The sequence below is a fragment of the Nitrosospira sp. NRS527 genome (genome assembly GCF_018406445.1).
GTDB lineage: Bacteria > Pseudomonadota > Gammaproteobacteria > Burkholderiales > Nitrosomonadaceae > Nitrosospira > Nitrosospira briensis.
Genome location: NZ_AP024515.1, coordinates 1,650,568 through 1,675,510 on the forward strand (window position 1 = coordinate 1,650,568; position 24,943 = coordinate 1,675,510).

General features: G+C 52.3%; 21 protein-coding genes and 1 pseudogene. 12 read left to right on the forward strand and 10 right to left on the reverse strand.

The annotated features are described in order from the left end of the window. Nucleotides 1-187: 187 nt before the first annotated feature. Nucleotides 188-2,080, forward strand: coding sequence for a pyruvate kinase (locus tag KJS40_RS07350; protein WP_213536925.1), 1,893 nt, complete (start codon nucleotides 188-190; stop codon nucleotides 2,078-2,080). 150 nt (nucleotides 2,081-2,230) lie between these two features. Here KJS40_RS07350 and KJS40_RS07355 read toward each other — a convergent pair whose 3' ends face one another. The 3 genes and pseudogenes from KJS40_RS07355 to KJS40_RS07365 form a co-directional block, all read right to left on the reverse strand. After that, nucleotides 2,231-3,613 carry an alkaline phosphatase PhoX gene (locus KJS40_RS07355; protein ID WP_213536926.1) on the reverse strand — a complete coding sequence of 461 codons (1,383 nt, stop codon included), beginning with the start codon at nucleotides 3,611-3,613 and terminating at the stop codon, nucleotides 2,231-2,233. A gap of 216 nt (nucleotides 3,614-3,829) precedes the next feature. Further along, nucleotides 3,830-3,976 (reverse strand): annotated as a pseudogene (locus tag KJS40_RS07360) (AAA family ATPase); the annotation flags it as partial. After that, a complete protein-coding gene (locus KJS40_RS07365) occupies nucleotides 3,977-4,480 on the reverse strand; it encodes an RES family NAD+ phosphorylase (RefSeq protein WP_213539766.1) in 504 nt (167 codons plus the stop codon). Nucleotides 4,481-5,044: 564 nt separating this feature from the next. Here KJS40_RS07365 and KJS40_RS07370 point away from each other — a divergent pair. From KJS40_RS07370 to KJS40_RS07395, 6 genes are all read left to right on the forward strand, one after another. After that, nucleotides 5,045-5,485 carry a hypothetical protein gene (locus KJS40_RS07370; protein ID WP_213536927.1) on the forward strand — a complete coding sequence of 147 codons (441 nt, stop codon included), beginning with the start codon at nucleotides 5,045-5,047 and terminating at the stop codon, nucleotides 5,483-5,485. Nucleotides 5,486-5,500: 15 nt separating this feature from the next. Beyond that, entirely contained in the window at nucleotides 5,501-6,478 is a 978-nt protein-coding gene (locus tag KJS40_RS07375; protein WP_213536928.1) for a tyrosinase family protein, read from the forward strand. Between the two features lie 538 nt (nucleotides 6,479-7,016). Continuing rightward, nucleotides 7,017-8,402, forward strand: a complete 1,386-nt coding sequence (locus KJS40_RS07380; RefSeq protein ID WP_213536929.1) for a TolC family protein — start codon at nucleotides 7,017-7,019, stop codon at nucleotides 8,400-8,402. A 159-nt stretch (nucleotides 8,403-8,561) separates the two neighbouring features. Continuing rightward, complete coding sequence (locus KJS40_RS07385; RefSeq protein WP_213536930.1) at nucleotides 8,562-9,719, forward strand: efflux RND transporter periplasmic adaptor subunit; 1,158 nt, start codon at nucleotides 8,562-8,564, stop codon at nucleotides 9,717-9,719. Beyond that, a complete protein-coding gene (locus KJS40_RS07390) occupies nucleotides 9,716-12,784 on the forward strand; it encodes a CusA/CzcA family heavy metal efflux RND transporter (RefSeq protein ID WP_213536931.1) in 3,069 nt (1,022 codons plus the stop codon). The genes KJS40_RS07385 and KJS40_RS07390 overlap by 4 nt, the downstream gene beginning before the upstream one ends. 10 nt (nucleotides 12,785-12,794) lie before the next feature. Continuing rightward, complete coding sequence (locus tag KJS40_RS07395) at nucleotides 12,795-13,127, forward strand: P-II family nitrogen regulator (RefSeq protein ID WP_213536932.1); 333 nt, start codon at nucleotides 12,795-12,797, stop codon at nucleotides 13,125-13,127. A gap of 103 nt (nucleotides 13,128-13,230) precedes the next feature. Here the strand turns inward: KJS40_RS07395 and KJS40_RS07400 are convergent, their stop codons facing one another. Next, a complete protein-coding gene (locus KJS40_RS07400) occupies nucleotides 13,231-13,527 on the reverse strand; it encodes a PepSY domain-containing protein (protein ID WP_213536933.1) in 297 nt (98 codons plus the stop codon). A gap of 299 nt (nucleotides 13,528-13,826) precedes the next feature. Here KJS40_RS07400 and KJS40_RS07405 point away from each other — a divergent pair, with 299 nt between their 5' ends. The 5 genes from KJS40_RS07405 to KJS40_RS07425 all read left to right on the forward strand — a co-directional run bounded on the left by KJS40_RS07405 (nucleotide 13,827) and on the right by KJS40_RS07425 (nucleotide 19,668). Further along, the gene (locus tag KJS40_RS07405; protein ID WP_244859485.1) at nucleotides 13,827-15,074 is read left to right on the forward strand and encodes an O-antigen ligase family protein; all 1,248 of its coding nucleotides are present in this window, start codon (nucleotides 13,827-13,829) and stop codon (nucleotides 15,072-15,074) included. A gap of 77 nt (nucleotides 15,075-15,151) precedes the next feature. Then, a complete protein-coding gene (locus KJS40_RS07410) occupies nucleotides 15,152-16,111 on the forward strand; it encodes a glycosyltransferase family 2 protein (protein WP_213536934.1) in 960 nt (319 codons plus the stop codon). Between the two features lie 209 nt (nucleotides 16,112-16,320). Continuing rightward, a complete protein-coding gene (locus KJS40_RS07415) occupies nucleotides 16,321-17,517 on the forward strand; it encodes a glycosyltransferase family 4 protein (RefSeq protein ID WP_213536935.1) in 1,197 nt (398 codons plus the stop codon). A 91-nt stretch (nucleotides 17,518-17,608) separates the two neighbouring features. Next, the gene (locus tag KJS40_RS07420; protein ID WP_213536936.1) at nucleotides 17,609-18,625 is read left to right on the forward strand and encodes a class I SAM-dependent methyltransferase; all 1,017 of its coding nucleotides are present in this window, start codon (nucleotides 17,609-17,611) and stop codon (nucleotides 18,623-18,625) included. 86 nt (nucleotides 18,626-18,711) lie between these two features. Further along, entirely contained in the window at nucleotides 18,712-19,668 is a 957-nt protein-coding gene (locus KJS40_RS07425; protein ID WP_213536937.1) for a glycosyltransferase family 2 protein, read from the forward strand. A gap of 346 nt (nucleotides 19,669-20,014) precedes the next feature. Here KJS40_RS07425 and KJS40_RS07430 read toward each other — a convergent pair whose 3' ends face one another. The 6 genes from KJS40_RS07430 to KJS40_RS07455 are packed head-to-tail and all read right to left on the reverse strand — an operon-like array spanning nucleotide 20,015 to nucleotide 24,904. After that, complete coding sequence (locus tag KJS40_RS07430; protein ID WP_213536938.1) at nucleotides 20,015-20,779, reverse strand: hypothetical protein; 765 nt, start codon at nucleotides 20,777-20,779, stop codon at nucleotides 20,015-20,017. Beyond that, nucleotides 20,772-21,896 carry a hypothetical protein gene (locus KJS40_RS07435; protein WP_213536939.1) on the reverse strand — a complete coding sequence of 375 codons (1,125 nt, stop codon included), beginning with the start codon at nucleotides 21,894-21,896 and terminating at the stop codon, nucleotides 20,772-20,774. The genes KJS40_RS07430 and KJS40_RS07435 overlap by 8 nt, the downstream gene beginning before the upstream one ends. Continuing rightward, nucleotides 21,889-22,500 (reverse strand): GNAT family N-acetyltransferase, encoded by a 612-nt coding sequence (locus tag KJS40_RS07440; RefSeq protein WP_213536940.1) that lies wholly within the window; start codon nucleotides 22,498-22,500, stop codon nucleotides 21,889-21,891. Before KJS40_RS07440 ends, KJS40_RS07435 begins: the two co-directional genes overlap by 8 nt. After that, on the reverse strand, nucleotides 22,500-24,026 hold the full coding sequence (locus KJS40_RS07445) for a hypothetical protein (RefSeq protein WP_213536941.1): 1,527 nt from the start codon (nucleotides 24,024-24,026) through the stop codon (nucleotides 22,500-22,502). Before KJS40_RS07445 ends, KJS40_RS07440 begins: the two co-directional genes overlap by 1 nt. 11 nt (nucleotides 24,027-24,037) lie before the next feature. Then, a complete protein-coding gene (locus tag KJS40_RS07450) occupies nucleotides 24,038-24,475 on the reverse strand; it encodes a hypothetical protein (protein WP_213536942.1) in 438 nt (145 codons plus the stop codon). Between the two features lie 45 nt (nucleotides 24,476-24,520). Next, a complete protein-coding gene (locus KJS40_RS07455) occupies nucleotides 24,521-24,904 on the reverse strand; it encodes a hypothetical protein (protein WP_213536943.1) in 384 nt (127 codons plus the stop codon). Nucleotides 24,905-24,943 lie beyond the last annotated feature (39 nt).

Below are 24,943 nucleotides of genomic sequence, written 5' to 3' on the forward strand. Positions count from 1 at the left end.
CCGAATGTCGAAAAATCGGCTGGGGATGTACTACTATTACCTGATGGTTTTTATACTTGTAAACGGGAATGATTCTTATTATATTTAATCACAACTGAAAAGCAAGTCTTTTCATCAAACATTTTCACATAGACGTAACAATAATGCCGTATCAACGTTTCAGTGACTTATCGATGCAACGCCAATCATGAGCCCGCCTCGCAAGGATACCAGCACTTCTCCAGCCGCGTATGCCGGGAAAAATGCTTATGGGGATTTGCTGCAGGAATTGACGACATTGCGGCAGGAGTTGATGACGCTCGAAGCCGAATCGGCCGAAATACTGCGCATGGTGGATGCGCGCCATCTGGCTAGCGCGGCTAATCTGATACATTATCTCGCCTTGCGGCGGCGCGATATGCGCCCCCTGCAGGAAAAACTCGCGGCAGCCGGTTTGTCTTCTATGGGGCGTGCGGAATCGCATGTCCTGAGCAATCTGCACGCCATCATCACTTTATTGCAGCACGCGCTTGGAAAAAAAACACGGCAAGCGCCCGCTTCCCTCATCGCATCTTCCATAACCGGCCCGGATCTGCTGGAAATCAATACCAATAGCCTGCTCGGCAAGCCGCCGGCGCACAGATGCGTACGCATCATGGTCACGTTTCCGAGCGAAGCCGCGGATGACTACCCATTGGTCAAGGAGATGCTTTTGCAGGGCATGGACTGTGCCCGCATCAATTGCGCGCATGACGATGCTGGCGTCTGGAAGCGCATGATCAAGCACATAAAACTTGCGCGCCGTGAAACAGGTCGTCCTTGCCGCATCCTTATGGATCTGGGCGGCCCCAAACTACGCACCGGAGAGATCGCATCAGGCTTGCCGGTGCTCAAATGGCAACCGCAGCGCAACATGTACGGCAAAGTGACGGCGCCTGCCCGAATCTGGATATACCCGCAGAATGATGGTTCCACCTGTCCGGCGCATGCCCATGCGTGCCTTCCTGTCAAAGGAAACTGGCTGGCCCAGGTAACTTCACTGGACAGGCTTGAATTCCGCGACGCCAGGGGAGCACTGCGCAGCCTGCAAGTGGTAGAAAAGGTTAACGGAGGCTATTGGGCGGAGTCTACGCAGACCACTTATGTCAAGCCTGGCCTGAAGCTTTACCTGTTGAGGGTGACCGATTCCGGCGTAATACGAAGAGCCGGTCACGCCGGTGAAATAGGTGCGCTGCCGCAGATGCCTGGAACGATTCGGTTGCACCGCGGAGATAACCTGATTGTGACGCGTGAACCGATTCCCGGGCACCCCGTCCAGTTCGGTGAAGATGGGCAGTTGTTGCGTGCCGCCAGCATTGCCTGTTCGTTATCGGAAATCTTTGCCAGCGTGCATCCCGGTGAGCGAATCCTGATCGACGACGGTCGTATCGGCGGCGTGATACGCAACGTCAACACCGAGGAAATCCTGGTTGAGATCACACAGGCCCGCGATAGTGGGGAAAAATTATTGGCTGACAAGGGCATCAACCTGCCGGATAGCCATCTCGATCTGGACGGTGTCACGGCCACGGATATCGAGCACCTCGAATTTGTTGCCCGTAATGCGGACATGGTTGGGCTTTCCTTTGTGCGAAAGGCCGCCGATGTCGCGCTGCTGCAGGCGCACCTCAAGCGTCTTGATGCCAATAAACTGGGAATCGTAATCAAGATCGAGACACGCGCTGCTTTCGAGCAGTTGCCGGAGTTGATGTTTACGCTGCTACGCTCGCGGATTGTCGGGGTCATGATTGCACGCGGCGACCTGGCCGTGGAATGCGGTTACGAAAGGCTGGCGGAATTGCAGGAAGAAATTCTATGGCTGGCGGAGGCCGCGCATATCCCGGTAATCTGGGCTACCCAGGTACTGGAAGGATTAGCTAAGACCGGTAAACCGAGCCGGGCCGAAGTGACCGATGCCGCCATGGGCGAGCGGGCGGAGTGCGTCATGCTGAACAAGGGCCCCCACGTCATTAAAGCCATTCAGATGCTGGACAACATTCTTCAACGCATGCAAGGACACCAGCAAAAAAAGCGCGCATTATTACGCCGCCTGCATTGGTAGCGCCCAAATACCGCAATTCATCTCCGCAGGGTCATGGCGAAGCCAAAATATCGAGCTGAACAGAAGATGGCAACGGGGAAGTGCAACCTCTGCCCTCCCCCATTGCCATCAGATGTGCCTGAGACCTCCTCCAGTTAACCCTTCCTCGCGCTAACCGTTAGAGGAGTATCTTCCGCGGCGAACCACGGCGCCCATCAATCCAAGACCTGCCAGCATCATGGCATAAGTATCCGCCTCAGGCACGGCGGAAATCTGGATCATGCGGTCTACATCGCTTCCGGGATGCTGGATGTTCACATACGCGATGTTGTGATTGAACTTGTCGAAATACAGACCCGTAGGCTCGGCGTCGACAGTTGACATCGATGCCCAGCGGCCAATTGATTCGGCTACGCCATCACGATCCGCATCCTTCGCAAACCAGATATCCGCCTGTCCGCCCGGTTGATCTTCAATAATGTATATATTACCTTGGGCGTCAATGGCGAGATTATCCGGAGAGTTGAATGCCTCCCCGACGGGCGAATGGGTTACTTGATCAAAGGTAGCCTGGGATGCAAAAACTTTTGCCGTATTGGTGTCCAGATTGAAAGAATACACTTCATGAGTTGTGGTGGTTGCGGCATAGATTACTTGATTGCCGTTGGCAAGCGTCTGGATTTCAACGTCTTCCGGGCGCTGATACCGGGTTCCCAGAGCGTTACTGGCTGATGCACGACCGTCGATTGCACCGTCCTCGGCAAGGACCGATACACCGGCCAGCGCAACCCCGTTAACGTCCGTGATCGCGGCCCAGGCGATGGCGCCTGTCGCGTTTGCGTTATTGCCGCCAGCGACTTGCATGGCGAAGGTCTGGCCAGCCGCGAAGTAGCCATCGCCGCTCGATGCCTTTGGGTTGGCAGAGACATATTTGTAAATGCTGCCGCCGTTCGATTCATCAATGAAATATAGATTGTTGTTTTTGTCAAACGCCAGACCTTCGTGAGATACGTGCGGCACGACGGTACGTTGTATGAAATTTGAAGTTGCCGGGCCGGTGGTTGTGGTCGGATTAGTCAGTTCAAATAGACGGCCCTTGGTGCTGCCCTTGCCCCAGGACTCTTCGGCTGTCAGATAGCTCCCCCAAGGGGTCCAGCGCGAGGCATCGCCGGAAACAAAATTTTGGGTGCCGTTCGCTACAACGGTCAGGGACGTATTGGTCAGCCGATCGAAACGCTTCACGCCCGACATATTGTTTTCGAAAGGACTGAACAGGTAGCGGCCGGCGTCGGCACCTGTTTCGTTGGCGGTAATCATATCCCAGTTATAGCCGCGACGGCCGGCAACCGATATATTGGCATCAAGTGTACGTTGCGTAAACAGCGGGTTGGAGAGTTGGAAAGGCGTTGCCTCCGGGAGAGAACCAGCCGCAACACTGCTGGGCAAAGCCGTGAAGTTGTCGAAATTAGTGCTTGCGGCGATAGTTTCAGTGAGCCCACCCAAGGCAATGAATGTGCCGGGAACCAGAAAACCCAATTTTATGTGCTTAAGCATACCGTTCTCCCAAGAAATTGATAGGGCGTCGATCTACGAAGTACTGCATATCCTGGTTGCATATAATCGGCGAGTCTTCCGATTTTTTCTGCCGAATCAGGTGCCGGTGCTTCTAACCGTGCAGCAGGATGAAAATATAACGCGTAAATATGACAAGCTTGCTTCGCAGCCTGTAATCACCTTTATTACGTTTGACCCGCTGCACGCATTGGATCCGTTGCTGAAAAGCGCCTTAATCCTGGCTGGCTTGGCGTCAAATTGCTCCATCAAATCTTTAAGGCGGCACCCATTTCGTGTCGGTGTCGACTCCAAGTCGTCAAGCTACCGCGATAGGACCGACTCAACCATTTCGGCAGATATGGGTTAATTCTGATGGGGCGGTAAGGCAGTTTTTGGGATTAAATCAACTCTAAAAAGGTGGATCAGTTGCGGATAGTCAGGGTGAGCGATGAGTGGTTCTGAACCTGGTTTGCACTGAACTTCGCTGCGCTCGAACAGGGCCATTACCGATTCATTATTATATTGATGGCTCATATATAGAATGCCATCTGCTTCAGGTACTTGGCTGTGTAATGCTGCGGATATTTGCATTGAATGGGTATAATCATCGGATGCGCTGAGATCGCTGTTTAGTCCCAGCACTTTAAGATCGCGGCCAGTGAGTTTAGCCAGCTTCAGGGGTATTCCATTCGCCCGATCGAAGTGAGCAATATATCTCTCATTAACGCGCGCCTGCTCGATGATCCATCGGTTGTCTCTGTAGCAGCCCTGTTCATGTAGAACGGTTTCCGCAAAAGCGACCTCTAATTTTTGGGCTGCATAAGTGACTCCAAAGGTTGCCGCAGGGTCGTCAAAACGGTACTTTATGTTCTTTCCTCAATGCAGCTCGGAATTTGGGAACCTGGTTAAACGCAAAAGCGTCCTGGCGTCAATATCTATTAACGATAAGTTGCCTTCCGCCCATATGGCAGCGAAGTCCGGCAGATGCATCAGTCCCGACCCCACCCGCTCGCCAAGCGTATGATGTCATTAAGCATGTCGCCGGCAGCGTCGGCAGGTGTCCGGCCTTTTAGGGCTCCGTGTTTATGCAGCAGAAATACGAACTTACTCGAAGAGATTTGGATCTCAAACATCGCTACGACTCGAATTTCCACCCACTTCAGGATTTGATTTGAGGCTTATACGGACTCCAGGGCCGGCAAGGCTGTTTTCAAGGTTTGTATTCCAGGCACAACCACGATCACTGCCGGTATCCAACGTGCCGAAGCGTGCCTATAGTGAAGCACTCCTTGGTTACTTTTTTGTTGGGGCAATTCGCATGCGGCGCTATTACTTGCTTTTTCAACGCCCTGATCTATATTAAAGAATCCTTTGAATAGCTCGGTCTATGGTACCGATTCAAGCGTTGAAATGCTAAACAGGAGATGAGCCATGCCAAACCAGAACCAAATTAGCCGGCCAACCATGAAGTCAATAAGTTCATACGTCAAAAAGCATGCCCCTCAAGTGGAGGAAGCCCAGAGGCACCAGCACGAGGCATCTGAAACTGTCCGCGAAGCGGACTATGAAGGCCATCATATCGTTGTTCGCACAACTTATCAGATAGAGGTCGATGGGGTACCGGTTACCGGACACCTCGGGGTAACCGACGACGGGCAAGTCCATTATCACCCCATACCGAACATGAGCTTCGCTTCCGCCCTGGACATGGTCAGGCAGTTGATCGATGTCTTCCCTGATGACTTCGTTGATAAGGGGGGTATGCCCGCTGGGCATGATGGACATGAGGGCCATGGCGCCCCGGGCCGATCTCGCACCAAATCCGCGCCGAAGACCCATCGCACCAGGAAAACCCATAATAATCACGAATAGACGCCGGAGAACGCCATGGCCATACGAGAAAATATTCTGACTAGCGCGGCCGCGCGCGACAAGTATATAAAGGGTGTAAAGTTACTGAAGAACGAGTTCCCAGGGCCAACCACGGCAAGCCTCGGCATCGGGGGTCTCTCTCAGCCAGTCAGCACCTACGATCTGTTTGTAGTTTGGCACCATATTGCGATGACAACGTTCACTCCGCCCACGCAGAGTGACAGAAACGCAGCCCATCGCGGCCCTGTCTTTCTTCCGTGGCATCGATTCATGCTGATGCAACTGGAAATGAATCTCCAGCGCGTGCTTGGCGATGACTTGACCTTTGGATTGCCATACTGGGACTGGGCGCAAGATGGCCAATTGTCGCCGGCACGTCAGAGAAGGGCCGCCGTCTGGGCCAGCAACTGCATGGGAGGTAGCGGAGTTCCGGTAACTACAGGCCCGTTCGCGTTCGAACCCGGCGATCCAGGCGCTTGGCGCGTTCACATCACAACAAATGTCAACGGACAACTGGTTCAGGTAAACCGCGGCTTGCGCCGGCAACTGGGAACGCAGACAACCCGCCTGCCGAAAAAAGCACATACGGCGACCGCCCTTGGTCAGCCCATCTATGACACTGCTCCATGGAACACGACTTCCGCCGGTTTTCGCAATCTCGTCGAGGGCTGGCAAGACCAGCCGCAAATTCCATCTCCGAGCCTGCACAACCGTGTCCATGTGTTCGTGGGAGGAGACATGTCGCCTTCAACTTCGCCCAACGACCCGGTGTTTTATCTCAACCATTGCAATGTAGACCGCATTTGGGAAAGCTGGATGCAGCCGGCACCGAAAGGTCATGGCCGCGCTTATGTCCCGGCGCAATCGGCACCCGCCAGCTTGAAGGGCCATCGCCTCAACGATACCTTGAACTCCCTTTTGTCCGGAACCACTACTCCTGCGGAAATGCTGGATATCAGTGAACTGTATACCTACGACTCGCTGAGTGTGTGAAGTCATAAAATGCCCCCAGGCTGCTGGAAGAATCGTAACGACCTGATACAAACCATTCGAGAAGATATAATCCAGGGTGATAAAGATATAAAGGATATAAAGCGCGAGCGGTATATTTTGTCCTATAATACCGCGCAATCCGCATGCAGGTTCAGATGCTGAGGACGCCCTGCATCCAGACTACTTCGCTAAAAGCCGAGATTCAATCACGACGGCTCATCGCGATAAGTTCATAGTAGGTAGCAGGCGCAAAGAACGAACCTGAATCCCTGCAGCAAGGTGATCCATTTTGCTTGCTGGTGGTGGGAGTGATCAAGGCTATTTTGATACTTTAACAAGAAACATGTCATTGATCAGCCACCCCTTCATTACTGAGTTCCTGCAATTGCCAGTCCCCTCGCCTTTGAGCCAGAGCGTCGGCTTGATATACGTCAGCCATGAAACCGGGCAGCGCATCCTTATACTCAAACAGGCACTGCCGTCGTGGCCAGCTGCCATGTCATTTCCCTAGAGTAATCAATGTATTCGACAAGAGTTCATGCACAACGCACGAGCTTGTTATTCAGCGGACGCCATTGATGTGCTCAGCATCCTGAACGCTGCATCAAAATCAGGTATTTTTTTTGGCCTGCTGCTCGCCTCATGCGCCATGGCGCTACAGGCACAAACAATGTCCGCTGAGGTGGCGGGACAACTCGCCATTACTGAACAACAGGCCATCGCGTTGTTCTATCAACGCAATCTTGGTTTGATTGCGGCACGCCTCAACATCGATAGTGCCGAGGCTGAGCAAATTATTGCCGCCGCGATTCCTAACCCGGTGTTCAGCCTCAACACTTCAGAACTGGCCCCGAAAGCATTTGCGCGGGAAAGTCGTCATCTGGCAGTCCCGGCGATAATGCCGCAGATTGAACAACTGATTATAACCGCTGGGAAACGCCGGCTGCGGATAGAGAGCAGCGAACTGGCTACCGAGGCAGTGCACTTTGATGTGCAAGATGTTGCGCGGGTACTCACCAACGCCGTACGGCGCAGTTATTACAATCTTTTGCTGGCGCAAAAGACACTTGAAGTGGCAAGCGCTAATTTTGAGCGCTATCGGAAAATTTTGCGGGTCAATGAAATCAGGCTCAAGGTAGGGGATGTAGCAGCAGTCGACTTTATCCGTATTGAGGTTGAAAGCCTGAAGGTTCAAGGTGATCAGGATCAGGCACGGGCTGCGTTGAACGAGGCGCGAGCCGATCTGCTGCTGCTACTGGGATGGCCAGAAAACAGTGTAGAAATCAGTGCGGTGGAAATCTGGCCTGAAGCAGCTCCCGAAATTGCGCTGGCAGGACAGGATCAGTTGGTTGGACGCGCGCTGGAACGACGGCCGGATATGCGCGCGGCGAAGGTGCGCATAGCGCAGGCCAAGAAGATGCTGACTCTGGCGCAGCGGCAGATCATCCCCGATGTGACCATAACCGCTTTTTATGAACAGGATGCGGGTAACCAATTCCCGCGCACGGGCGGCGTCGGTATCAGCCTGCCACTTCCCTTGTTTTATCAACAAAAAGGCGAAATTTCCAAAGCTCGTGTGGGTGTAACCAACTCTGAACTGGCGCTAGCGCAAGCCAAGCAAGACATCCGGGCCGAAGTGATGAAAGCTTCGGCATCCTGGCAAAGTGCCGATGCCATAGCCCGTCGCTTTGAGACTTCGGTAGTCAAGCGAATTGAGACATTACGCAACGCACAGGAAATCGCGTATCAAAAGGGGGCGATAAATGTACTGGATCTGATCGATGCCGAGCGCAGCTACAAGGCAATAATGCTGGATTATTACACCGCTCTGGCGAACCGCAGCAAAGCCTGGGCAGATCTCCTTATGGCATATGGAGAAGAAATGAGAAACCCTTCAAGTAATCATCCGAGTGGAGATGGTTAATCCATCTGCTGTCATCCTGTGCGAGATGCCTGCAATCGTAGCGGATCAAGTATCTGGTTGAGAATCCTTTTACGATACCTCTTTTACATCGTGTCAATTAATCACATCCACACCCACATAAAATTATATAAAGAAATACATAAAGAACCGGGTTGAATAATGAGCAAGAAACTTATCAATATCACTCATCTGGCTGCCGGCCTGTTGAGTTTATCGCTCTTGGCCTGCCAGCCGCAAAAAGACGAACAGCCGCAGCAAATCGTCGACCACCCCAAAGACGAAGTCATACTCAGCGAGAATTCACCCAAGCGCGAGTATATCAAGGAAACCATTGTCGAATTGGTTCAGCGCCCGCTGATGGATCCAGTAACAGGCAAGATCACTTATGACGAAACTCGTACTGCCCGTGTTTCCTCGCCGATAGCCGGACGGGTGATTGGTGCTATTGCGGCGCTGGGCATGCATGTTCGGATAGGTAATGCGCTGGTGGAATTGGATAGCCCGGAACTGGGAGCAGCACAATCAGCCTATGCGGAAGCAATGTCCGATTTGAATTTAGCCAACCGTGCTTTTCAGCGGATACAGGAGTTGTACGATAATGGCATTGCTCCCCGTAAAGAGCAGGAGCAGGCGGAAGATAATCTGGCACGTGCGCGGAGTGAGGCGGAACGAGCCAGACTTAAACTGGCGAACCTGGGGTCACGTCCTGGGCGTATGGATAACCGCTTTATTTTGCATGCTCCCATCTCAGGAGTAGTTACCGAACGCAATATCAACCCTGGCATGGAAGTCAGGTCCGATCTGGCCGCACCGTTGTTTGTCATTTCTGATCTGAGCGACTTATGGGTCCAGATAGATCTATTCGAGAAGGATATTGGTCTGATTCATGTCGGCACAAAGGTGTTGCTGCATGTGCCTGCCTATCCTGCTGAAAGTTTCATGGCGACGGTCAGTTACATTAGTCAGGTAGTGGATGAGACTTCGCGTACGGTGAAAGTGCGCTGTATTTTACCCAATGCGGACGGACGGCTGCTGCCAGCCATGTTCGCTGCTATCGAAGTGCAAAGCGACCCGGATGATCTGGCGGTTGTTGTGCCATTGACTGCATTATTCACTGAGGATGAATCCGACTGGCTATACGTAAATATAGGGGAGTTTCATTATCAGAAACGTCCCGTTAAAGTGGGTTTACGCCTCAAGGACCAAGCAGTGATTCTTGAAGGTTTGAAACCCGGGGAGCGTCTCGTGATACATGGCGCCCTGCTGTTGCGCACCGAGCAGGATGCTGAGCATCAAACTGGAGAAAGTGCGCAGTGACATACAAAATAATTGCGTTCTGCCTGCAGCAACGCGTGACGATTCTTGTCGCATCAGTGTTGTTGGCTGCCATTGGTATTCTATCGTTTGATCGTCTGCCGATACAACCTTTCCCTGATGTGCAGAATGTTTTTGTGCAGGTGGTAACCCAATATCCCGGTCAAGCGCCGGAAGAAGTGGAAAAACTGGTCAGCCTGCCGATCGAAAAAGAAATGAATGGCCTGCCACATTTGATCAATATGCGTTCGGTGTCCATTTTTGGCTTGTCTGTGGTAACCCTGACCTTCGATGACGACGCCGAGGATTATTTTTCGCGGCAGCAGGTACTGGAACGATTGAGATCCGTTAGTTTGCCTGGGGGACTTGAACCATTGCTGGGACCCTTGTCCACCGGCATAGGTGAAATTTATCGTTATCGCATCGAAGCGCCTGGCATGCCACTTGTGGAACAGCGCGCGCTACAGGACTGGGTGATCGAGCGCACGCTTCGCTCCGTCCACGGCGTCGCCGATGTTGTAGCCTTCGGTGGCGGCATCAAGGAATACCAGGTGCAGGTCGATCCCAACAAGCTGAGGAATTACCAACTGACACTCCCTGAAGCCTATACGGCCATTACCGTCAACAATGCCAACATCGGTGGTGGCTATATCGATCACGGCAGCGAGGCGTTGGTCATTCGCGGTGCCGGTTTGTTGAAGTCCATAGCTGAAATCAGCAACATCGTCGTTACCAGCCAGGATGGTATCCCTGTTTTTGTCAAGAATGTCGCCGATGTGGTCATCGGCCCCCAGCCGCATAAGGGTCTTGTCGGTTACAACGAGCACGATAATGTAGTTGAAGGCATCGTTTTACTTATAAAAGGCTCGGATGCCAACGTAGTGTTGAAAGGAGTGAAGGGTAAAATCGAGCACCTTAATAGCCACGGATTACCTCCGGGTGTCAAGATCATCCCCTTTTATGACCGCACTGACCTGGTGCGGCACACCCTTCATACGGTCGAGCACAATATGCTGGTCGGCGTGATACTGGTTCTGGCAATCCTGGTTATTTTTCTGCGTCGAGTGTGGGCTGCGGCGGTGGTTATCCTTGTCATTCCAATGTCCTTGCTGTTCGCCTTTATTCTGATTGAAAACGCACATATTTCCGCCAATCTGATTTCCCTTGGCGCGATCGATTTTGGCCTTATCGTGGATGCCTCGATTGTGCTGGTTGAAGCGGTCATGGTCAAGATAACATTAGAAATGCGGCAGCAGGCCGGGATGGCGCACATGCGTCAATCCATGCTCATGACAGCGGCAGAGATGTCCCGGCCGATGCTGTTTTCTCAAGCAATTGTTATCGTCGCCTTTATACCCATTTTCACCTTTGAGCGCGTCGAAGCAAAGATTTTCTCTCCAATGGCATATGCGCTCAGCTTTGCTTTGGCAGGCTCGCTGATTATCAGCTTAACCTTGGTACCGGTGCTGCTGAGTTACTTGCTGGGACCAAAGCTCACCGAGTCTCACAACCCACTTGTAGACGCCATGGAGCGGCGCTACCACACATTGCTGGAAGCGGTGCTGCGCAGCCCTCGCAAATTATTCATAGGTGCGGGGCTGGCACTGGCCTTGATGGTGGGTTCTTCACCGCTGATCGGCACGGAGTTCATGCCCAAACTGGACGAAGGCAATATCTGGTTGACAATTACCATGCCTACGCCGGTCTCACTGGACAGGGCTAAATTACTGGAACAAGATATACGTGCCAGAATACGCGAGTTCAGCGAGGTCAAATCAGTACTCACGCAACTGGGGCGCCCAGAGGATGGCACTGACCCCAAGGGCTTCAATAACCTGGAAATTCTCGTCGATCTCAAGCCGAAGGAAACCTGGCGTTTCAGCAACAAGGACGACTTGGTGAAAGCCATGAATAAACGCTTGTCCGTGTTTCCAGGCTTGCAGTTCAATTTCTCACAGGTAATCCAGGACAATGTGGAAGAAGCTATTTCCGGCGTCAAAGGCGAGATCGCCATCAAGATCTTTGGCGAAGACCTTAAAATTCTCCAGGAAAAAGCCAACCAGATCACCAATATTCTGCGCTCCATAAAAGGTGCGACTGATGTGGCTGCCGAGCAGCAATCGGGTCTGGCTCAGCTGGTTATATCCATAGACCGGGCGAAAATCGCCCGGTATGGGATCAGCGTGTCCGATGTGGAAGACGTGATCGCCATGGCGGTGGGGGGTAAAGCCGCGACACAAATGCTGGAAGGTGAACGCCGCTTTGACGTCACGGTGCGACTGACCAGCACGGCACGCGATTCAGTGGGAGCAATTGAAGATATAACTGTTTTGTCCCCAAATGGGGGTCGCATTCCATTAGCTGAATTAGCCGAGATCAAGGTCAACCAAGGCGCCTCCCGCATCACCCGCGAAGATAATATGCGCCGTATCGCTATTAAATGTAACCTGATCGGGCGCGATCAGGGTAGTTTCGTAGCGGAGGCACAAAAAAAGGTCGCTCAACAGGTTCAACTTGACCCGGGTTACAATATCGTCTGGAGCGGTCAATTTGAGAACCAGCAGAGGGCTATGAAGCGGCTTTCCTTTATCGTTCCCGTTAGCCTGATGTTGATTTTTTTACTGTTATTCTGGGCCTTTCAGTCACTCAAACATGCCTCGCTGATTGTAATGAACGTGCCATTCTCTCTAATCGGCGGATTGCTAGCCCTGCTGCTCACTGGCATACACCTAAGCGTTTCCGCAGCGGTCGGGTTTATCGCATTATTCGGCATCGCTGTGCAGAACGGTGTAATCCTGTTATCCAAAATCAACTTTCTCAGGCGCGAAGGTATTCCGTTATACGAGGCCGTTCTGCAGGGCTCCGTCAGTCGCGTGCGTCCGGTAATGATGACGGCGCTGGTAGCGATGCTTGGGTTATTGCCTGCTGCGCTCTCAACCAGTGTTGGATCGGAAGCCGTCAAACCTTTTGCCGTAGTCATTATTGGCGGGCTTGTGTCAGCCACGTTGCTAACTTTGACCATGCTTCCTGCGCTCTACTGCTATTTTGAAAAACAACACAAAACGTGAGGCATGCCCCATGAAAGAAATCCGCGCTTATATTGAGTCCTTCATGCTACCGAAACTCACCCAGGCACTGCTTGATGAGATACCCGATTTCCCGGGCATGAGCGTGTCCGATTGCGAAGGTTTTGGGGAAGTTAAACTTATCTCTGGACGAGACTTCACACCGTACATGCCGAAAAAACGCATTGAAATTTTTGCTCCCGATGAATTGACGGAGATTATTTTTGATACGTTGATGACGGCCGCAAATACTCACCAGCATGGCGCCGGCAAGGTTTATGTCATCGACGTGATTAAAAGCGGAAAGATAAGCACGGGGGTACGAAAAGATGAATATCTTCCATGAATTTGCGAATAATTTACTTGGCTGGCGCGGATTATATTGAGTTGATAACCACCCACACCCTTAATCGGTCTGCCCTCAAGTCAGGCAGACCTGTTTCTTTTGCTCAATCGTATTCAAACTTGATAAGTTTGCCGTTTTCGCGAACTTTAATCTCTATCTTCGCACCGTCTGCTCTTATCACATCGGCTTCGTAAATAGTAATTGTTTTACCGTTTTTGGTTTTTGTTTTCTTCTCGATCTCCTGAACGTCTCCCCCTTCTGCGTGGTGCGTTATTGTTTTCTGAGCCTCGATCGGTACATCATCCCACTGAACCTTCTCTTCATTACTGCCGGCAAAAGCCGAGGTTGCAAATACCATCGCAGCCGATAGAACCATAGATAGAATTAGTCTGTTTTTCATTTTAATATCTCCTTGGTTTATATTAGACACGGCATCAGAATAGCCGGAAACCCAAGCCTCAATCTGTACGGTAACGCACGAAGAAGCGCTCGAACAGGTCCATTATCATTATAAATGCACCGGAATAACGGCATTGAAAACAAAGTGACAACCAGGTTGGTGAAATCCGGATAATCGCGAACGGGCCCAATGGCGTAAAACTTTCCCGCGCGTACCGCACATAGCAGCAGACTTGATGGTTGGAGCCATCCGCTCATACCAGTTAATATAGCCGTTCTATAACGAACATATTCCAAAGCGTGCCGACATTTACCAGTCCGCCCGGCCTCATGCAAAGCGTCCTCACCTGGCGCGATGCGCTGGCGAAGTTTGCTCTCCTCTTTTTCGGTGTCGCGCTGTGGTACAAGGGGTTGAGTTTTTATGCCTACTATCTCTTGCCAGTTGCCTGGGTTCTCGACGGAGGCATGCGCCGTTTTGGAGAGATAATTTACGAGCCATTGGTTGGCGCCCTGCTTCTTTTGTGTCTTGTCCTCGCTCTTGGCATTCTCTGGAGCGATTCCCCCACACTTGGCTTCAAGGTCTGGCGAAGGTACTTCGCTTTCCTCGTTTTTATTCCTTATCTGGGCCTTCTGAATAAGGCGCGGTTACCATGGGCGATAGGTGGCCTGCTCATCGGTTACCTGGGAGCGCTGGTCATGGGGGTTTATCAATGGGTAGTCCTGGGCGTTCAAGGCATTCCACCTCTTGGCATGCCTTACCTGCATTTTTCTTCGATGTTGGGGATAGGGGCCATACTGTCGCTCTACTTTGCCGGTATGAACAGAAACAAAAAAGCTAAAACAATTTTGTGGTGTCTTGCAGTTTTTTTACTCTTTCTTCAATTCAATCAGAATGCGCGCGGCATTCTTGCAGCCACGCTCATCTCATCCGCATTTTTATTGCTGCTGCTTCATAAAAAAGAAATCCGGACGCTTTTCGCACTGATGGCATCGTTGACGATTATCCTCGGTGTTTTCGCATCCAGCAGTACAAACTTTCAGGAAAGACTGGTTCAAGCCCGGCATGACATGGAAATGTCCACGCAGGGACGATATGACACCAGCCTGGGATATCGCATCGCAATATGGGATGTAGGCTTGCACGGTATCGCCAAAAGCCCTTTTTTCGGCCATGGCACCGGGATGGCTGCGAGCTATTTCGACCGAACTATCGAGACATACAAGGGCGGCCTCTACAAGGAGTTGCCAAACTTCATTCCAACCACCTATCATTATCATAATGACTGGATCGAGATCGGCATGCAGATCGGCGCGTTGGGTCTAATGGCTTATGCGTATTTCTTGTGGAGCTGGTTCCAAACGTTCAAAGCACATCAGTTGAAGATCCTGGGAACCGCGCTGGTGTCTTTTGTCTTTTTATCGGGTCTGACGGACAACCTCGTTTTCTTCAGGCAAACTTTTTACCTGCTTCTCATCATTACCGCTATAGGTATCGGTTGGCATACAGCGTATACAGCCGGCTTCACTCAAGCAAAAGAACTTCGGTAAACGAGCAGCAGGGTTTTCTGGGATAATTGCCTTCAAAATGGCACATCCGTCATGTCGCATCCTCCGATGGCAGTAACATGAAGACACGGCTCTCATTATCCATTGCGCTGGCAAGCTATAATGGCGAGCGCTATATCGCAGAGCAGCTCGACAGCATTGCACGCCAAACCCGGCTGCCGGATGAGCTGATTATCTCTGACGATGCCTCCAGTGATGCCACCCCGGCAATCGCGCTGGATTTCGCGCGGCGAGCACCATTTCCCGTAAGGGTCCTTCAAAATAGCGAACGTGCCGGTTCCACCCGCAATTTCGAGATTGCCATCCGTGCGTGCAAGGGCGACATCATCTTTCTATGCGACCAGGACGATGTCTGGTATCCAGATAAAATCAGCCTCGTCGAAGAGCGTTTCATCAATAATCCGGATGCAGGCGTTGTATTCACAGATGCCGACGTCGTCGACGAGAATTTGCATCCGATCGGGCGACGGCTATGGCAAATCTATAAATTTGGTCCCGATAAACAGGCGCGCTTTATGGCCAACGATGCGCTCGGGGTGCTGCTCAAGCAACCCGTGGTGACGGGCGCCACCATGGCCTTCCGCTCCAGCTATCGTGATCTGGTGCTGCCCATACCGAAAACCTGGCATGATGCCTGGATCGCTTTGCTGATGGGCGCCACATCGCATCTGGACGCGTTACCGGTGCAGTTGATTGCCTATCGCCAGCATGGCCAAAATCAGCTCGGCATACCGCGCGCCGGGCGAAACCGCGGCAAAAGCTGTGCGGCAATCTATGGGCCGCGGGTTTTGCTCTTTGAGGCTATTCGCAAGCGTCTTGAAGAGTCCGCAGAACGCTTTCGCGTGAGCGAGCAGACGATTCACCGTTTCGAGGAAAAACTGGTTTTTTTGCGGGCCAGCGCAGCGCTACCCCAGCCCCGCTGGCGCCGCTTGCCGGTTGCCCTGCATGAACTCCTGGCATTACGCTATCATAGTTACGCGCATGGATTGACCACCTTTTGCAAGGATCTGTTGCGCTAGGCAGCGCGGGATTACAATGGTGTAACTGACAGAAAATTCATTGGTGATCCCCGCCTATAGTTCTTCATGCGTTACCCCATGTCCATTTGTTAATAACACTTCTCTTGCTTTCCTTCGGGAAGCATTTTGGCTGTTCCTTGTCCCAGCCATTCCTAAAAAGATGAGTGGAACAGTTCTCTAACAGGCAGCAACCGCTATAGGAGTACTAAGTGCGCGTGTGCTTCGTGTCTCATTCGGCCGGCAAGGGCGGAGCTGAGTTCGCTCTGCTGGAACTGTTACAAGGGCTGATCGTAGAAGGCGTCGATTGCAAGGTGCTGGTTCCAAAGAAAGGTCCCTTGTTGGCAGCTCTCGACCAATTGCATATCGAGTGGAAAATCATTGGTTACCCTCCATGGTGGGTGACTCGCGTACGACGACGATGGATGCCAGGTCGTATTCTCCGCACGGTAAGGACGTTATTACTGGCGGTTCCAATGGCAAAAATCATTGCAAAATGGGAATGTGACCTGGTTTACTCTAATACGGTGGCTGCTGGAGCCGGTGCGCTGGCGGCGCGATTGGCGAAGCGTCCGCACGTCTGGCACCTGCACGAGTTCGGGTACCGCGATCCCAATCTGTTATTTGACTTGGGCAAGCGCCGCACGGCACACATGATGGACCGGCTTTCCACAATTTTTATCGCTAACTCCTACGCAGTGGTTAATGATTATGCTCGATACATTAACCGGGATAAAATGAAGGTAATTTATCAGGCGGTGACATTACCTAACGAGACCGAAAGTTCGCGAGGTGATCATACTACTGATAGATCATGTTTTACGTGTGTCATCGTTGGTTCGCTGCACATTGCGAAAGGCCAGGACGAAGCCATCCGTGCATTGGCCGAGGTAGTACGCCGGGGAATCGACGCTGAACTGCTTCTCATCGGAGGTAGTGGTAGGCGATTTCGCAAAGCCCTAGCTCAGCAAGCCAGAGATTTCAATTTGGAACAGCGAGTCAGATTTATCGGATATGTGGAAAATCCTATACCCTATATTCGAATGGCGGATGTTGTGCTGGTTTGCTCTCGCTGGGAAGCTTTCGGACGAGCAACGGTGGAAGCCATGCTTACGGGTAAGCCCATTATCGCTACAGCCAATAGCGGCGGTACCACCGAATTGATCCATAACGGGAAAACGGGACTCCTGTACGAAGCAGGCGATCACGTCGAGCTTGCCGACAAAATTCAGCACCTGTATCAGAGCCCGGAGGAAGGAGCAAGGTTGGGCACGGCTGCGCACATATGGGCGACGGGCCGCTTTACTCAACAAAGATATGCTAAAGAAGTGCTTAATTTGTTGAGTGAAGCACTGACGGAAGGATGCGCGGCGCCAGCCAACAACCAACTTGAACAGTCGGACGATTAATGATTCGTCGCGGGGTCAGGGTATACACAGCTGTTAATAGATTGAAGATCCATTAACTAACGAAAAAAATCGCTATTTTAGGAAACTTGAAATGGCAATGAAAAATGCAATGCAATGCAATGCAATCGCCACAAAGGCCCAACCCAAGTGCGGTCTGTGCAACGGACATGGTGAAGTAATTTACCGTGATTTGGAAGATCGCCTCTTCGATGCAACTGGACGTTGGAGCCTCAAACAATGCTCCGGATCAGGTTGCGGCCTTATTTGGTTAGACCCCATGCCTACGGAGGAAGATATCGGAAAAGCTTACCTCAACTACTATACGCACGAAGATGAGAATATCCCAAAGCCGAAGAGGCGTCGTGGCATTTTGGGGCAACTCAAGCGATCGTTCTTTACGGCGCGCAGCACAGGATATCTGGCTCTCAAGTATGGTGCAGTGAGTGGTGCGTCGTCTTTGGCGAAGCTGGTTGGCCTATCTGCATACTTTCAACCAATACTCAAATCAAAGTTGGACTTCAACGCAATGTATCTGCGGGTTCGATCTGGCGCTAAGCTTCTGGAGATCGGTTGCGGCAGCGGACGCCAACTGGAATTTCTACGAAAGCTGGGTTGGCAAGCGGAAGGGCTTGATCTGGACCCAAGAGCGGTCGAAGTGGCTTCTGCGCGCGGTCTAACGATTCACCTCGGTAGCTTGGAGGAACAACGCTTTCCAGGTCGAACCTTCGATGCGGTTGTCTCCAGCCACGTCATCGAACACGTACATGACCCTGTAGGTCTGCTGCGTGAGTGTGGGCGAATTCTTAGATCCGACGGCAAGCTCGTCATCATTACGCCAAACACCTCAAGTTGGGGTCACGGGTGGTTTCGTAACCACTGGCTTTCGCTAGATCCTCCGCGTCATCTGCACCTGTTCAACTCTATCTCACTACGTCGAGCCGCCGAGGAGGCGGACCTTAAAGTATTGCGGCTTACCTCGACCGTGCGCGATGCAGATGGACTATTTCGGGCTAGCCGTGACATTCAGAGAACTAAGCGGCATGTTTGGGGTATCCGCCACCCTTTGGGATTGCGTCGCTGGTCAAGAGTCCTTCAATGGGTGGAATGATTGCTGCTCCAAGTAGGACTGGATCGAGGCGAGGAGCTAATGATGATCTGTGAACCCAACGACGAAAGTATGCGGCACTGTTTCAGATGAAAGCACAACCACAGCTGTCTATCGCTCTAGCTAGTTATAATGGGGAGCATTATATAAGTGAGCAGCTTAATAGCCTTATGCGCCAAACCCGTCTGCCAGACGAGTTGGTAATATCTGATGATGCCTCAGTTGATGCGACGCGGGAAATCATAGCCGACTTTACTCGGCATGCGCCCTTTCCTGTGCGAATCCAGGCAAACGATAAGCGACTTGGTTCAACGCGCAACTTCGAAATGGCGATCCGCGCATGCCGAGGAGAGATCATTTTTCTTTGCGACCAAGATGATGTTTGGTATCCAGATAAGATAGCAGTCATTGAGGAGCGTTTTAACAGTGTTCCAAGCATAGGTGCAGTATTTACCGAGGCTGATGTAGTCGATCAGGATCTGCACCCGCTCGCAAAACGACTATGGAGCGCCTCCAAGTTCAGTCCAAAGGAACAGGCACAGGTTGCAGCATCAGATGCGCTCGGGGTGCTACTCAGACACCCTGTGGCCACCGGCGCAACCATGGCTTTCCGGTCCACTTATCGTAACCTCGTCCTACCAATACCGGAAATAATATGGCATGACGCCTGGATTTCATTGCTTATCAGTATTACGTCATACCTGGAGGCAGTGCCCACCCCACTGATTGCCTATCGTCAGCATAGTGCCAATCAGATTGGCATACGCCGGGACCACCATGGCCAAAGCTGTTCTGCATTGTATGGGCCGCGGGCTTTACTTTATGGATCGGCTCACAGGCGCCTACTGGAATCTACGAAACACTTTTCTGCTGGAGAACAAAAACTTCATCGTCTTGATGAGGCGTTTCGTTTCTTCAGTACTCGCGCTGCTCTACCAGAGTCCCGATGGCGCCGGGTGCCAATTGCATTACATGAGCTTATGGCATTACGTTATCATCGGTACGCGCATGGATTAGCAACTTTCTTCAAAGATCTGCGACGTTGAGTTTGGGCGAAAAACCACGGCATGCGGTTCGACAATCTATAATTTTCTCAGGATTGATATCAGTAAGATACTGAGGAATCCTGACCATTGAATATTTTACTGCGAATTCTCAAGACGTAATTTCAAACTGACAAATAACACCTCTCGCATAATCTCTGAGTGTCAACTTGAGAGTTTTTTTAAGAGCAAAGCGTACTTATCAAAGTTTTAAGCCCAGTTTGAATGGTTGGTACCAATAAATGATATCAAATGCGGTTCCAGCATAATTTATATCTTCACATACACGAGATGCGACCAAGCCCAGCATGCCTTTTCGAATACGCTGTTGGAGAGGGCAATCGACATATTACTTATTAGGCTTTTTAATTCCTGTCTGTAAGCCGTAATAAACTTCTGGAAAAAATTTGATAGCCAGCTTCTTTAGATCGATATCCTTTTGCGCACCTTTCAAAAAATTGAATCTCCAGACATGTTCGAGTGTATCTTCATTATAAACTTGCACCGGATCAGCCAAAAGATTCACGCCCCCTTTTTCCAAAATTTCCCTGGCGCCTTTCGAATCTCCATTCAATAAGAAATGCAACGCATCAGGGATACGGCTTTTCTTGGCTGCGTAGACCTGGTTCATCCAGGGCGTCATCTCTTCCAGAAGGCCATATTTCTCATAAATGCGTGCTATCCGTGTCAGCTCATCCGGGTCTTCCAGAAGATTGCTGGTCAGCATGCGCATGCCGATCATTTCATCGGATGACATCGTTGGCTGCGCCAATGGCTTGTTCATGCTGGAAAGCCCGGCAGCTCTTGTATCGACAACCATAGGCATCTGTACCGATATCTCGCTCAGCCCCGGCGCTGCGGATTGTGCCGGCTGAGTAGTTGGGACCTGCTGATTATGCTGCCAGCCGGCAACTATTTCATCGTTGGCGTTCCGCAGCCGGTTCCGCTTTTCGCTGTCGAAACCAGCCTCTTCCATTTTCGCCTGATGCAATTCTGTTTTGCGCAGACCGGATTTTTTCTGTTCGCTGATGTATTGGCGCCGCAAATTGATATCCTGCCCGGCGCCCAAACCTTTCGCGAGCCCGCCCGCAAATGCGCCCAGTCCATTAATCATGCCCGACCTCCCCGTTTTTTTTATCGACAGCGCGGTTGCGCTTCAACATAGCCAAGCTTCCGCTATTGATTCGATGGATAAAATCCTCCCCTACCAGCGCTATGGCTTCCTTGTTCAATACTGCTTCGCCATTGGATAAACGGATAGGCTTGATCCCTTCAATGCTTGCCTGGATGGAATCGCTCGTGCCGGTGCCCGGGCCTTTTATCATGCCGCCCTTCAAATAGCCTTTGCGCTTCAGCAAACCCGGGCCATAAGGAGTTCCGTTTTTTATGATGCCGCCTTTGCGAAGTCCTGGCCCCATCATATAAGCGCCCCCCAGCGTTCCCACCAGGCTCCCCAATCCTTCCAGCGCGGCCGCCTTGTTTTGCTGCTGTTGCTGCCATGCGCCAAGCTGACCCTGGTACTGATTCAGCATTGTGTTGCCCGCTGAGTTGTTTGCCCCGGTAGCTCCGCCGAACCAGCTCTGTGCGGCACTCAGGCCGGCATTATGCAGCCCCGCCTGGGTGGCAAGATTTCCCGTGGCTGAGTTACCGGCGTTCAACGCGGCTGCATCCGTCGCTATCCCTGTGGTGGGCATATTGCGGCCAAATTGCGCCGCGCCTTGCCGCATGGCCAGGCCCTGCAGTTCGGTATCCCGGCGTGCCTTGTTCATGGCGCCTGCCGTATCTTTGGCCAACCCCAGGCTGGTTTCAAGCGCCAATGCCTGAAACCTGCCCGAATTCGGGTTGATGCCCATGCGCTCCATCGAGCGCTGGCTGGCTTCCCGCGCGGCCTGATAGCCACGCACGACGTCGCCACCCGCCTCTGCCGCCATCCGGTCTTTGCGTGCTTGCGAGTCGAACTCACTGGCATCCTTGACCATGCGCTCCTCTACGGGCGCGAACAGATCGCGGTAAATTTGCCATTGTGACTCCGCCCTGGTGGCATTGGCATCGCCCGCTGCAATCTGCTGATCGACAATCCTTTGAATCAACGGGTCTTGCACGCTGGCCCTATCCCTTTCCCACTCGAGCTGTTGTTTCGCCACATCAAGCTGTTGCTGCGCGATGTCGGCATTCTGTTTCGCCGTCTGGCCGATCAGCGGATCGGGTTTCGGCGGTTTCGAGCTACACATTTTCAACCTCCAGTATTTTATTCAATCCATTTTCCACATGGCGATAGCCGAGCAGACGGAAGAACCGCGCAGCCTTGTTGGTCGTCTTCACGGTAATATTGATCTCGCTTGCGCCGATCAGTCGCATCGCGTTTTCCACGTATGCCACAAAATACCGGGCAACCCTCCCCTTGCGCGCTTCGGGCAGCAAATAGAGCGTGTCTTCCGTGGCAATGATGGTTTGCGTATGTGCGCTCTTATCCAGGTACATGGCACAGTTACCCAATAATCTTCCTCCGCGCCTCAGGGTCAAAAGAACATACCGCCCGGCACGTTCATAGCGGATGAAGGTTTCGTAATCCGGGTTGAACGGCAGCCCATGCCGATGCGCCTCGGTCTCATCCCAGTGTGCACGGTGCAGCGGCTTTATCTCCTCGCCAATATTTTCGATACGCTCCGGGGAAAATATGAAATCTTCATGTTTTTCAGGCTTTATCCGTTCAATGACGCTTGCCGGTACCAGCGTTCCAATCCGGCTGGCGGCGATGCAAATATCCGCCGCCAACCCGGGCAGCAAGGGCAAGCCCATGTTTGCCTTGAGCAAAGCAATCAGTTCTGTATTCATCAGCTATCCAGTCTGGTAATGATGCGTTCCACCGCGATGCGGACGTCATTGGTATAGGCATAGAGCGCCTCGCATTCCGTTCGAGTAGGCACGGCAGAGAATGTGAGCGCGCGAAACGCCGGCGGCATGATTCTGTTTCCCCGCCGCCCGGTCAGTAGCTCGATCATGGTTTTCAGCCATTCCGGCGTTCCAGCAGGTATGCCCGGCTTCTTGATGCGTAGCATTGGCGCCACGCCGGTACTCAGCGCGGATTCGACGACAATCCCATCGCTGACCGCACCAGTGCCGGCTTTGCTGCCCTGGCTGGGAAAGGAGACAATGAGGATGTGCGCCTGCATAATGATCGCGGCGCCGGCAGCGTTTCTCTGGACCGCCGATTCCGCTTCGAGGCTGCCACTGTCGATATGTAGGACGCCAGTGGTGCTTTTGTTCTCCTGGGTAGGCGCAGTGGCAACGATGATGTGCGTTTGGGTTATCGTTGGCACGGAGCATGCCTGCCCCTGCGTTTGCCCTGGCACGATCAACATCCATGCCTGTGTTACCGCGCCGGTATTGGATGAATTAACCTGAGCGTTCGATACAACGGCAAGAACCTGATTCCGGGTAATCGGCCCATCCGCACTTGATGTGCTGGTCTGGGCGACGGGTGCAACAGCAAGAGCCTGATCCTGAATTAGCGGCCCGGCGCTGCCCGTACCATTTTGCGTCGATGCGGACCCAACCAGCGCGTTATCCTGCGCTACTGCTCGCATGTCGCCGAAATTCGCCTGAACTGGAGCTTCCGCAGTCAAATAATGTATCGTACCGCTGCTTTTCCACAGTTTTTTTGGGGAAACCTTGAATAGCTGCCACGGATTGTCATGGAACGCCCTTGATTCAGCGTCGCCCCAGATTTTCTCGGTATGCCCGGCGATAAGTATTGTCCCGTCAAAATCCCAGGATGTTCCGCCGACATATCGCCCAAGGTTGAAATTCTTGTTCCCCGGTCCCCACGCGGCGGGTGCGCCAGGCCAGGTCAACCCGCTGTCTTTACCGTCGAGAAAAGCCCTGCACGTTGCCGCAGTGCCGCCCGACACAAGAACAAGGCTCCGGTTTCTGGTATTGAACCAGGATGGCAGCGTCCCGTTGCTGGGCGGACTGGAACCAATATGCACTTGCATGGCTGGATTGATCTGATGAGCGAACGCGACAGGAGACGATGCACCGAATAAAGCATGCCCATAGGTGTCGGCGGCCCCTACGGTGGGACACCAGATGAAGAAGGAGCCGACATTGCCGGTAATCTCCGGATACCCGGTATAACCGTAATAATCATCGGCCCCGTCGAACGTGAATACGTGCCCCTTCCGACCCCTCGCTATTGCCGCATTACCGCCCGTAGACCATACCCGGCCTGTCGCGAGGTCAACGGGACCAGCGGCTGGATTCCACAGTATGCGTATGCCCTTGCCGAGCCCGGCGTAGTCGATCGGGGCAGCGTACTGTGGCTGCTTGTTAAGTCGGTTGGGCAGGATTATTACGGACATGTTTACGCGATCTAGGTGGAAAGGCCGGTAATGTCTGCCCGGTAAACGTTACCGGAACTGAGCGCCACGCCGGTATCGTTTTTTACGACCAGCTTGAGATAGCGTGTAACGGGCAGGCCTTGCAAGCTGAAGAATTTCCTGTGTATGTTGGTATCGTTGCAGGGCATTGAACCGATCCAATGCAAGTCCGCTTCTTCTGTGGATGTTGTGCCGCTTTCCGGCCCGCTGCCAAAATTGGTATTGTCCAGCGATAGCTTTGCGAACAGGATGAGCTGCCTGTTACCGGCAGGGGTTCCGTTCGGGTCGCATTCAATTTCCAAAGTAACGTCCAGCGGAATAACGGAACCCAGGTCAATTGCTGCCGAGGTTATATAGGTCGCGTGCGGCAGCGTTCCCAAATTGAGTACGGATGAGCTGCGAGCGCCTTGAGTCTGTGTGAAGGTTGCCATGATCTGTTCCTCAAGAGTTTTTCGGGAAAGCCTCGTCCAATAGATTTAAGCAGGCTGTGAACTGGTATAAGTCAGGCTCGGGAAATTGATGGTATTCCCGCTGGTAATCACCTGGTCGCTGGTTTCATCCGTTACCAGCAAAACCTTGCTGACGCTATCGGTAAAAGCAATGTGCAGATCCGGCGTTGCGCCTGAGTTGGCGAAAGCCATCCCGCTCTTGGCCGAAACGCTCAAAATACGTGCCGCACCATCGGCACCGGTTAGCGCGTAGTCGCCAGAGGCCATGGTAACTTCACAAATCGCGTTTCCGGTTACTGTTGCGTAGCTGTCGGCTGGCATGTAGGTTTTGAGCAAAAGCATGCGGATTGCACCATTTTTGATCGCGTTGAGGCCGCCGTCCAGCACATCGGAATGAACATATTTTGCCACTCGATACTCCTTTTTCCATAAACTCCATAAACAAAAAAA